The sequence below is a fragment of the Propioniciclava soli genome, from assembly GCF_014858005.1.
Taxonomy (GTDB): Bacteria; Actinomycetota; Actinomycetes; order Propionibacteriales; family Propionibacteriaceae; genus Propioniciclava; species Propioniciclava soli.
Genome location: NZ_JACYOT010000028.1, coordinates 1 through 10231 on the forward strand (window position 1 = coordinate 1; position 10231 = coordinate 10231).

General features: G+C 69.0%; 14 protein-coding genes. 5 read left to right on the top strand and 9 right to left on the bottom strand.

Features of this window, described 5'->3' with window-relative positions; genetic code table 11:
* Positions 1–228 precede the first annotated feature (228 nt).
* The 3 genes from IFY26_RS17110 to IFY26_RS17120 are packed head-to-tail and all read left to right on the top strand — an operon-like array spanning position 229 to position 1508.
* Positions 229–732 carry a hypothetical protein gene (locus IFY26_RS17110; RefSeq protein WP_232550220.1) on the top strand — a complete coding sequence of 168 codons (504 nt, stop codon included), beginning with the start codon at positions 229–231 and terminating at the stop codon, positions 730–732.
* A complete protein-coding gene (locus IFY26_RS17115) occupies positions 701–1174 on the top strand; it encodes a tyrosine-type recombinase/integrase (RefSeq protein ID WP_232550221.1) in 474 nt (157 codons plus the stop codon). The genes IFY26_RS17110 and IFY26_RS17115 overlap by 32 nt, the downstream gene beginning before the upstream one ends.
* Before the next feature lie 52 nt (positions 1175–1226).
* Positions 1227–1508 carry a hypothetical protein gene (locus tag IFY26_RS17120; RefSeq protein ID WP_232550222.1) on the top strand — a complete coding sequence of 94 codons (282 nt, stop codon included), beginning with the start codon at positions 1227–1229 and terminating at the stop codon, positions 1506–1508.
* A gap of 14 nt (positions 1509–1522) precedes the next feature.
* Here the strand turns inward: IFY26_RS17120 and IFY26_RS17125 are convergent, their stop codons facing one another.
* Positions 1523–2026, bottom strand: coding sequence for a hypothetical protein (locus IFY26_RS17125; protein WP_232550223.1), 504 nt, complete (start codon positions 2024–2026; stop codon positions 1523–1525).
* Positions 2027–2290: 264 nt separating this feature from the next.
* Between IFY26_RS17125 and IFY26_RS17130 the strand changes: the two genes are divergently transcribed.
* Positions 2291–2815, top strand: a complete 525-nt coding sequence (locus IFY26_RS17130) for a hypothetical protein (RefSeq protein WP_232550224.1) — start codon at positions 2291–2293, stop codon at positions 2813–2815.
* Positions 2816–2842: 27 nt separating this feature from the next.
* Here the strand turns inward: IFY26_RS17130 and IFY26_RS17135 are convergent, their stop codons facing one another.
* The 5 genes from IFY26_RS17135 to IFY26_RS17155 all read right to left on the bottom strand — a co-directional run bounded on the left by IFY26_RS17135 (position 2843) and on the right by IFY26_RS17155 (position 7522).
* A complete protein-coding gene (locus IFY26_RS17135; RefSeq protein WP_232550225.1) occupies positions 2843–3322 on the bottom strand; it encodes a hypothetical protein in 480 nt (159 codons plus the stop codon).
* A 65-nt stretch (positions 3323–3387) separates the two neighbouring features.
* A complete protein-coding gene (locus IFY26_RS17140; RefSeq protein ID WP_232550226.1) occupies positions 3388–4896 on the bottom strand; it encodes an ABC-2 family transporter permease in 1509 nt (502 codons plus the stop codon).
* The gene (locus IFY26_RS17145; protein WP_232550227.1) at positions 4893–5597 is read right to left on the bottom strand and encodes an ATP-binding cassette domain-containing protein; all 705 of its coding nucleotides are present in this window, start codon (positions 5595–5597) and stop codon (positions 4893–4895) included. The genes IFY26_RS17140 and IFY26_RS17145 overlap by 4 nt, the downstream gene beginning before the upstream one ends.
* 96 nt (positions 5598–5693) lie before the next feature.
* On the bottom strand, positions 5694–6353 hold the full coding sequence (locus IFY26_RS17150; protein WP_232550228.1) for a response regulator: 660 nt from the start codon (positions 6351–6353) through the stop codon (positions 5694–5696).
* Positions 6350–7522, bottom strand: coding sequence for a sensor histidine kinase (locus tag IFY26_RS17155; RefSeq protein ID WP_232550229.1), 1173 nt, complete (start codon positions 7520–7522; stop codon positions 6350–6352). The genes IFY26_RS17150 and IFY26_RS17155 overlap by 4 nt, the downstream gene beginning before the upstream one ends.
* Before the next feature lie 81 nt (positions 7523–7603).
* On the opposite strand from IFY26_RS17155, the gene IFY26_RS17160 reads away from it, so the two are divergent.
* Positions 7604–7900, top strand: a complete 297-nt coding sequence (locus tag IFY26_RS17160) for a hypothetical protein (protein WP_232550230.1) — start codon at positions 7604–7606, stop codon at positions 7898–7900.
* Positions 7901–8067: 167 nt separating this feature from the next.
* Here the strand turns inward: IFY26_RS17160 and IFY26_RS17165 are convergent, their stop codons facing one another.
* From IFY26_RS17165 to IFY26_RS17175, 3 genes are all read right to left on the bottom strand, one after another.
* Positions 8068–8310, bottom strand: a complete 243-nt coding sequence (locus IFY26_RS17165) for a hypothetical protein (protein ID WP_232550231.1) — start codon at positions 8308–8310, stop codon at positions 8068–8070.
* A 10-nt stretch (positions 8311–8320) separates the two neighbouring features.
* A complete protein-coding gene (locus IFY26_RS17170; RefSeq protein WP_232550232.1) occupies positions 8321–8557 on the bottom strand; it encodes a hypothetical protein in 237 nt (78 codons plus the stop codon).
* Between the two features lie 337 nt (positions 8558–8894).
* On the bottom strand, positions 8895–10166 hold the full coding sequence (locus tag IFY26_RS17175) for an ISL3 family transposase (RefSeq protein WP_232550233.1): 1272 nt from the start codon (positions 10164–10166) through the stop codon (positions 8895–8897).
* Between the last annotated feature and the right edge of the window lie 65 nt (positions 10167–10231).

Sequence of the window (10231 nt, forward strand, 5' to 3'; positions counted from 1 at the left end):
CCCTCCTCCAAAACCCACCACTCCACGGGACTCACACGTCGTTGGCTCCCTTACACTCCAAAATCGCCCGAAGCGAGCCAGCAGAATCGAACACCACGAAGTCGGGAGCGGGATGCACGGCAAGTCCGAACTGAGCCTCCACCGCGCTCTGATTGTGGGACCCAGTACGGATATGTGACACACCATGGGTCATGAACAGTTCCTCGACCGCATCTTCGATGAAACAGCATGCGCAATCTCAAGGTGACCACCACCCTCACACTGGCCTGCGCCCTGACCGTGCTGTCCGGGTGTGCGCCAGAGTCCTCGACGCCGACCCCCACGCCGACGATCCCGTCACCCACGGTCGCCCCCACCCCGACCCCGACTCTCTCGGTGGACCAAGCGCAAGCGGCGAGAGTCGTCACGAACTTCTACGAGGTCCAGAACCAGGTCGCCTCGAACTACGAGATCCCACTCGAGGCCTTCTACGGTGTCGCGTCTGGGGATCTGGCTGCCGACGTGCTGAAGGAGTATCAGCAGTTGCGTGGGTTGGGTGTCCGCCAAGTGGGGGATGACACCGTCGAGATCAAGAGCGTCGAGCCGTCGGCTGCTCCGTTCTTGGTGGACGTCTGCGTCGACACATCTTCCTCCGACCTTGTGGACGCCGATGGCCAGTCCATCGCGGGCGGAGGGCCAACTCGGGTCCTGCATCGGTTCGGTGTTGCTCCGCACCGGGCTGCGGGTCAGTGAGTTCACCGCGCTGCCCGCCGACGCCGTGGTCATGTTCGGCCAAGCGCCGTGGCTGCACGTGCCGGTCGGGAAGCTCCGCGACGACCGCTACCTGCCCCTGCATCCCGACCTGGTCGACCTCATCGACCGCTACCGCGCCGAGTACGTCCCCGACGACCACCCGTTGCTGCTGCCCCGCGAGAACGGCCGGGCCGCGGACCGGCACTCGGTCACCCGGATCCTGAACAACGCCGCCACCGCAGCGGGGCTGGGCCACATCCACCCCCACCAGCTTCGGCACACCCTCGCCACCCAGGCCATCAACCGGGGCATGAGTCTGGAGGCGGTCGCGGCGATGCTGGGCCACCACTCCCTGACCATGACCCTGCGGTACGCCAAGATCGCCAACCGGGCCGTCGCCGAGGAGTTCTTCGCCGTCACTGACGCACAGCCCGAGCCTTAGTCGATCTTCAGTTAGGTCCGGGGCGCTCCGAGTTGTCGCCAGCGCCCAGCAGGTGCCGCTCGCCCGGCTGGTGCCGGCTGGCCCGAACACGCCGGTGTCGGACGAGGCCACCTCGCTGATCCACCCAGCACCGCGCGGCACCTCCAGGGCTCGATGCACGTCCTGCTGGCGGGGCAGGACGGTGGTCCCGATCGCGCACCGGCTGCATACCGCCCACGACGCCTACCGGATCGAGGTCGTCGTCAACGGCCGCATCGCCGAGCTGGGGTCGCACGAGGAACTGATGGAGTTTGACGGTGAGTATGCCCGGCTGTGGCGGACCTGGCGCAGCTGAGCCACGCGGTCCCTTCAGGCGCGCGGCGGAATCGGAGGGTGCGCCGCGCCCGGGTCGGGGCGGGTGAGGCGGAGGACGAGACCCCAGCGCTGCTCGAGCGCGTCGACCAGGGCGGCGGAGCCTGGGTCAACGTTAGTTCCGGGGGCGATCTCCACGGTGGCGCCGCCGTCCTCGTCATCGATCACCTGGACCACGGCCACACCACGCGCCAGCAACTCCTCGCGTGCCAACAGCCCGCACAGCAAGCTGAGAGACGTGAGGTAGCGGCCGCGCTGGGGGGCCTCGCCGCCGGTCACCAGGTCAAGGGCGCCGTCGGGAGCGACGAGGCTGATCGGCACGCCGTAGGTTTGATCCGCGCGGCGCACCAGCCGCACGGCCCTGTCGGTCACGCCTGCGCCGACGCGGACCTCGAGGCCCTGCGGCGTCCGCGTGGACTCGGCGTGCACGCCCGCAGCGGTTAGTTCGGCCAACACGAGGAGCCGGACGAGCTCCACGCGATCCGTCTGGTTCTCGTTCATGAGTTGCCTCTCTGCGCTGGGGTCGGCGCCCCGGGGTGCCCACCCGGGATGGGGTCACCATCAGTAGTGGGTTCGGTGGTGGGAACGCGGCTGTCGTCCCGTTCCGAGCATCTCGGAAGCCGACTGTCGCAACAACGGATTCATCCCCAGTTGGCAGTGTGGTTCGCGAAATCGTCAGACTCGGCCTTGAAATGGCAGTCCCTGGAGGGTGCCGATCCGCCCTCGGGGGCGATCCGAGGTGACGGTCAGGGCTACCATTGTGCAATGGAAATCACGAGCTTCGACATTGCTTTTCGTGGCGGCCAAGGCATCCTCACCCTCACCACTGACACGGGTAGCTGGTCGTTGACGAACCACTGGCTGAACGACCGCTTCCCCGCGCTGGTGGCCGCGGTGGAGCAGGTGCTCGCCGGCGTCGAATCGGTGGCGTGCCGCTGGCCCGGGCCCGTCAACGACGGCCACATCATCGATCTTGTCGCCGATGCCGAGGGCGGTGTCAGCCTCGCCGTCCACGCGTTCGCCCACGAGGAGGGGACGTCGGCCGCCGAGATCTGGAGCGCCGCGCGCGGCGCGCTGGTCCTGGAGTGCCACCAGTCGCTGGCCAGTTTCGTCATCCTCTTCGCGGACGCCGTGCGGCGGGTGCGAGCCGCGTCGGTCGACGGGAGTGGGCTGATCGTCGACTATCCCCGGCCCTTCCCGGCGGCTGCCTTCGAGCGCATCGAGACTCAGGCCATGCGGCTCGGCTACCAGCCGATGTCGATGCTGGACATGGGCTGGCGCCCCGAGTGACCTGGGCACGGCCAGCTGAGCGGCCGCTCAGCTGGCCTCGTCCGCGACGAACGGAGTGTTCGCATCGGCGCACCGCAGACCCGACAGACAGCGCACGCTGACCTGGTTCCTGCCGCCCAAGTGGTGCGTGGTGTAGAGCTCCCGCAACCGCCGGTACAGCGTCCTCTCGGACCAGAAGAAGCGGCGCGCGATCATGCGGATGGAGTCGGGGGAGAGCAGCAGGCAGAGCAGGTTGCGGTCGCAGCGCGGATCGTGGCAGCAGGGCTCGGGACGGGGCGGAGTCGGTCCGAGGGCGCGTGGCTGAGGAGTCCTGCCGACGTGGCGCGTGTGCGTGACGGTCCGGTCGGCCAGGGCCACCGGAGTTGCCGGCAACGCGGCCTGGGCGTCCAAGGATGCGCGCACCGCGGCGTGGACGGCCTGCGTCAACTGGGAGTAGCCGGAGGAGGCGGGATCGCAGGCGACCTGGATGATGACGACGATCGTGGGATTAGGGGTGGTGTCGTTCATGGGGACCTCGACGGTGGGAGTGGGTGAGGCGGGGAGGGCGAGCCAGGAGTCGCGGACTCCCAGGTTCATCGGTCCGTGGACGTGGTTCGTGCGGCACGCTTCAGGGCAGCCAGCCACAAGAGGGTGGCAACGCCTCCCACGGCAAGCGTGAGACCGGCAGCGACGACGCCGCGCCCGCCCACGGCCGACTCCGGCCAGCCGAGGAGACCCAGCCACCACCAGCCCGTGCTCGCCAACGCACTGCCGCCCAGAACCAGGCTGAACGTGTACACCACGAGCGAGGCGCCCAGTGCCGTCGGGACCCCGAACCGGGTCGTCAACCACAGGTTGACGGCGTACCACATCATGGCCACGAGCCACAGCAGCAGTCCGTAGCGGCCCGCACCGACGCCCAGGACGGGCAGGGCGGCGCCGGCCGTCACGAGGGCCACGGGCGTCAGGAGGGCCGCGCCGGCGACGAGGCTGCCGAGGACGAACCCGGGCCGCGAGACACGCAGCGACGTGATGCGCCAAGCCTCCCGCTGTGCAGACCAGACCAAGCCGCCGAGCAGCGTGGAGAGGACGGGGAGGGTCACCCACGTCCCGAATGTGGCCGAGTGCCGGCCGCCCCACGTGATCGCCACGGCGACGGTGAGGATCAAGGCCGTCACGGTCGTTCCACCGAGCCAGGTGTGCCGCAAGGAGACAGCCACCGCTCGCAGAGGGGAGGCTATGCGTCCGGCTCGCGTCGTGCCAGCCGCAGAACGCGGGAAGCCGAGAGGCGTCACAGGCCTCGCCTCAACGTCCTTCAGCCTGCGGGACGGGCTGGGCCGGTCCAGCAACGGCGCAGCCAAGATCTCGACGAGCAGGAAGGCGGCGGCCACCAGCGTGGCGGCGACCGTCGGCACGATCGGGTTCCACGACCAGACCGGCGAGTCGGCTTCCAGGGCGACGCCGTTCGCATGAATGCCCAGGAGGGGCATGGTGGCCTGCACGGGCCAGGACCACGGCAACCACGCTCCCGCGGGGGTCTCCGCCGTGAGCGTGCCAGCGACTTGGATCACGAGGGCGACCCCGACGGCGGCGTAGCGGCCGAGCAGTCGTGTCGTGATGAAGGCCAGGCTGGCCGGGGCCCACGCGGTGAGCCACATGACGGCGGTGAGCGCCGCGAGCCGTCCCGCGTCCGCGGGGGTGACGATGCCCTTGGCGGCGCCGAAGACCAGCCACGGGAGCGTCAACGCCATCGTGGTGGCCAGCAACTGGATGGCCGCCACCGTGGCGCGCGCCGCCATCGTCGTCCTGCGGTCCACCGGACGCCAGAGCGTTCCGCCTCCGCGAGCCGCAGCCTCCCGCACCAGGGTGGTGGAGACGAGGAGCGCTGCCGTCGGGCCCTGCAGCACGGTGGTGTAGAGGGACAGCCACGCGAGCATCCGTCCCCAGCCTTGTTGCGGCCCGCTGCCGATGGCGAGCCAACTGAGCCCCAGCAGTACGCAGAGGACCAGCGCCGCCCACGGCAGGCGGGTTGCTGTGCTGTGCTTCGAACGAGCCAACTCCGAGGCCAGCGACGGACGATAGGTGATCACATGCAGGGTCATGCCACACCCCGCTGGACCGCGTCGAGGTAGACCGCCTCCAGGTTGTCCGTGAGTGAGCCCGTGGTCGCCTCGAACACGAGGGCACCGTTGGCCAGGATGCCGACGTCGTCGGCGAACTGGGTGACCTCGGCCAGCTGGTGGGAGCTGACGAGCACGGTGCGACCTTCGGCGGCGAGGGATCGGATCATCGTCCGAAGCTGGATGATCCCGTCGGGATCGAGGCCGTTCTGCGGTTCGTCGAGGATGACGACGGGGGGGTCCGTGAGCAGGGCGATCGCCAGCGCGAGGCGTCCCTTCATGCCGGTGGAGAAGGTGCTGACGCGCTGGTGGGGCAGCCCGTCAAGGCCCACCTGGCGCAGCACGGCGGCCACGCGCTCCCCGCTCGTGCCGGTCAGCAGGGCGTGGACGCGGAGATTCTCCGTCGCGGACAGGTGTCCGTAGAGCGCCGGCCCGTCGATGGTCGCCCCGACGTCGCCCAGCGCTGCCCGCTCGAAGGGCCTGCCCAGCAGGTACACCTCGCCGGCGTCCGGTTCCAGCAGACCCAGCAGGATCCTCAGGGTGGTCGACTTGCCCGCGCCGTTGCGGCCCAAGAGGGCATAGACGCGTCCGGGCTGGACCGACAGGGTCATATGGCGAAGGACGGTCCGGCCGTGGAACGACTTGGCGACATCGGTGCATCCCAGCATCGGGAGGTTGGTCATGACCCCATGCTCGTGCGCCGCGACGAGGCCGGGCATCGTGCTTGGGAAGGGTTTCCGACGCCGCCTTGCCGTCGCGACTCCGCCTGGAGAAGGAGATCACCGAGGCGACAGGGGATCACCGCCCAGCCCGACCGTGTGCGCGAGGATGGCGAGCGCCACGCGGTCCCGCGCGCCCAGCTTGGCCAGCAGGCTGCCGACGTGCGTCTTGACCGTGGTCTGGGCGATGACCAGGTGGGCCGCGATCTCGGCGTTGGTCAGCCCTTGGCCGACCAGGCGCAGGACTTCGATCTCGCGGTTCGTGAGCGCGTCGATGGCGGTTCCCCTCGCGTTCGTACGTTCGTGCCGCAGCGCATCGAGGAGGGCTGGGGCGGCCTGGGGGGACACAACCGCCTCGCCGCGGTGGATGGCGCGGATGCCCGACAGGACGATGTCGGGTTCCGCGTCCTTCAGCAGGAAGCCACGCGCGCCGGCAGCGACCGCGTCCAAAACGAGTTGGTCGGTGTTGAAGGTGGTGAGGATGAGGATGTTGGGCGTGCCGACGCGTTCGACCAGCAGTCGGGTCGCCTCGATGCCGTCCATGACCGGCATGCGCACGTCCATGACGAGGACGTCGACGGCGGTGTGCTCGCAAAGGCGCAGCGCTTCCTGTCCGTTAGCGCCCGTGCCGACCACGAGCATGTCGGGTTGGGCCCGGATCAGGGCGGCGAAGGCCGACACCATCAGCGGCTGGTCGTCGACCACGGCGACGCGGATCATGGGGCGACCCCTCCGATCGGAATCGTGCAGGCGAAGTGGAAACCCGAGCCGCGGGGGCCGTAGTCCAAGGTGCCTCCCAGCAGCTCGACGCGTTCGCGCACCCCCAGGAGCCCGAAGCCCGGGGAGTCCGACTCCCGGTAGCGGTCGTTGTCGACCTCGGCCACCACGCGGTCCGGGTCGTCCTCCTGCCGGATGGACACGACGGCCTGCGCGTCGGGACCGCCGTGCTTGATGACGTTGGTGACGGCCTCCTGGGTGACCCGCAGCAGGGTCTCCCGGACCAGGTTGGGCCAGCGGGCCTGCCACTCGGCCAGCGTGTCGTCGTCAGGGAGGTCGGCGTCCACCCGGATGCCTGCAGCTCGGGCCGCCTGGACGAAGGTGCGCACCTGCGAGAGGTCGCCCGCGACTGCCCCGGTCTCCTGGTCCCGGAGGAGACGCACCAGTGTGCGGATCTCGGTCAGCGCCTCGCTGCTCGTCCGCTTGATGGTCAGCATCGACTCCCCGAGTTGCTCCTCAGAGCCGACGGCGATGGACGTGCTCGCCTGCACCTGGATGACCGCGAGGTTGTGCGCGACGATGTCGTGCACCTCGCGTGCGATGCGCTCACGTTCGCCGGTTCGGGCTCGGTCGATCCGAGCGACAGTCTGGGCGTCGAGCCGCTCCCGCTCCCGACTCAACTTCCCCTCGTAGACGATGTCGCTGTGGCGACGAGCCGCGCCGAGCACGAAGGCGCCGAGGATCGTGACGAGGAAGAGGAGGGTCCAGACGTTCTGGTCCGTCCGGCTCGGCAGGAGCCGCATGGGGCTGAAGTAGCCCACCGCGATCGCGGCCACGAGACCCATCGACGCCCACCCGAAGGGTTCTCTCCGCGCCGTGAGGTGGACGGCCAGTGGCAGGGCGAGGAGCACGGGAGAGACACCCAGGTTGACGGGGGACTGCCACGCGAGCACGTCGAGGTAGCCCAGCGCGATCACCGTGACCGCTGTGCTCACCCGCGGCAGGTCATGGCGAACAGCCAGAGCCCCCGTCACCGCGACGTGCACGCCGAGGTTGCCGAGCGTAATCCACGTGGCTCCATACCTGGACAAGAGGGTCGCCTCGAGCGCGGTCACGACCAGCGCGCCTGCGGCCAGCACAATGGCCGTCGCTCTGAGGGTGGCGGCGTGCATGATGCCACCCTAGCGACCCGGGCACGGTCCGCCACCTGGAGGGCTCGATGCGCGCGCTGCTGACGGGCCTGATAGGATAGGGTGGTCTGGCGGTGCTGGGGGCTCTTGGGCGCAGGTGGGGGACGCCGCATCCACGGTCGCTTCACCCCGACCCCAGGCTCTGGGCTGAACCTGGTCGAGGTCTGGTTCGGCATCATCGAACGCCAAGCCATCCCCGGGGAACCTTCGCCTGAGCCGGTCAAGTCCAGCGCGGTGGTGTACGAGCGATTCTTCGTTTCATGCGGTGAGTTGGACGGGTTCCTCCTGTTCGGTGGTGCCGGGGATGTCACGACGGTGTACTGGGCGATCCTGCTCGCCGGAGCCACCGTCAACCCCTGAGGCGGCCGCCCGGAACATGCGCTCGTAGATCGCGCACAGGACGGGCTCCTGGAGACGGTTGTAATGCCGCGCACCCTGCCCGGGTTGGCACTCTTGGGTGCGTCATGACTTCGTGCCGGCCCTCATTCCTGGCCGACAGAACGCCCTGCCTGCCGCTGGCAGCGCTGTCAGTCGCGGCCGAATCGCTGGAAGGCGGCTTGGCGGGTGGTGTCGAGAGCGGCGCCGATGACCGTCCAGGAGTCGCCGGCATCCCGGGCGGCCTTCACGGCATCCCGGAGTTCCTGCTCGGCATCGGCTATGGCCTTGCGGGCGGCGATGATCCGTCGGAAGTGGGCGGCGTCACGTGCCGGATGGGTCGTCGGGTCGACCTGGTCCAGCCCGTTGGCGTTGTTGCGCGTCTTGATCGTCATCGTGTTCACCTCACTTCAAGTAGTCGTAGAACTTCGGTCGCAGGAGATCTGCATGGATGATCCGGGTCGGTTGTTCAGCAGGGACTGCTACCAGCTCCAGCAGCCGACCTTGTCGGTCGGCGCCGATCACGAGGAGACGCTCCTGCCCGGCGTACTCGTACTCGACGAGACGGATGGCATTGCGCCACGCGTGGTCGATGTCGGCGTCCGTGATCCCGTGCTTGCGCGCCGAGCCGCGGATCTCCACACGTCAAGACTACCTTGACGCTGAGCGGGGTTGTCAAGCTCATCTTTACATCTGGTCTTGCCGCATGGAGCCGTAACGACAAGGTGCCCACCCGCCAGCCTGCGCTTGTGGAGGGTCCACATCGGCACCAAACCCGGAACCGAAAGTCCTGGCGTCGGCGGGCCGTTCGTGTTACGGATCGGATTCCGAATCGGCGTGTCGCGAAGGCGACAACCATCCCAAGGTGGCCCGCAAGGGAACGATTCCGCATGAGGACGCGAGGTTGTGAGATCCCCACAAGGTTCCCGGCTCGAGCGGTCACGTCTCGGTCTCGCTGTCATGCCTGTTATGCGGCTCTTCATACCTGCGGTGGGTCCAGGGTGAGTCCGCCGCCGATGAGGAGCATGCGTAGCCGGTAGTTCTCTCGGTTCCGGAACCCTCGGGCGATGCGGCGGTGGAGCTCGATGAGCCCGTTGATTGCCTCGGTGCCGCCGTTGCTGGCGCGGTCGGTGTCGAAGTAGGCCAGGAACGCGTCCTTCCACTGTCTCAGGGTTCGGCCGAGGCGGGCGATCTCGGGGATGGGGCAGGACGGGAAGCCGTCGACGACCTGCTCGGCGAGCTGGCGGCCGCGGGCGGGGTCGGGGTGGGCGTAGGCGGCCCGAACCCGTTGGGCGCACTGCCAGGCGACGTGGACGGCGTCGTGGCGCTCATCGGCGGCGATCGCCGCGGCGAGGCGAGCCTGTTGCTTCTCGGTGAGCCGCTCGGCCGCACAGCGGAGCACGTTCCGGATGCCGTACAACGGGTCGCCAGAGCGGCCACGATGCCCCAGGGTCTCTTGTTGGACGCGGCGGCGCACCTCATCGAGCGCATGCCCGGCGAGGGCGACGACGTGGAAGGCGTCGAGGACGGCGGTGGCGTCGGCGAGCTTGTCGTCGATCGCGTTCTTGTAGCCGCGGAACGGGTCCAGGGTGGCGACCTCGACGTGGGTCTTGAACGTCTTGCCGCGTTGGTCGAGCCACGTCTTGTACACCGTCCCCGACCGGCCGGGCACCAGGTCGAGGAGCCGGGCGTGCACTCGTCCGTCCTTGTCACGGGTCAAATCGACCATGCCGGTCAACTCCTTCGGTCCGCGCTTGCGGGGACTCACGTGGTGCCACAGGTGCTCATCCACCCCGAGGGTGGTCACCCCGGCGAACCGGGCCTCGTCGTCGGCGAGGGCGCTCAGGATGGGTTGGATGGAGCACCACACCGTCTTCCATGCCACCCCGAGTTGGCGGGCCAAGCCGTGGATGGAGGCGTGTTCGCGGCGGACCTGCTCGATCACCCACCGGCACGCCCGCGTGGTCAACAACGCCCGCGGGCGGGCGACCTGCTCGTCCTGCTCGGTGAACACCCGGGTCGCACACGCAGGCTCCACGCACCGCCACGTCCGCTTGCGCCACCGCAGTCGCGTCGGCCGAGCGAAACACGGGATGTCGACCAGGCTGGTCGTGCGCCGGCCGTGACTCTCCGCGACCACCCCGCACGACGGGCAACCCACCACCGTGGACGCCGACTCCATCGTCACCACCAGCACGTCGTGGACCTTGTCGACGTCGACAACGTGCAGGCCCTCCAGACCAACGAGCAAGTCGCAGTGGTCACAGTACGAAGGGGTCGTGGCAGCGCAGCAGCACCCCGTAGGCTCGGACACGT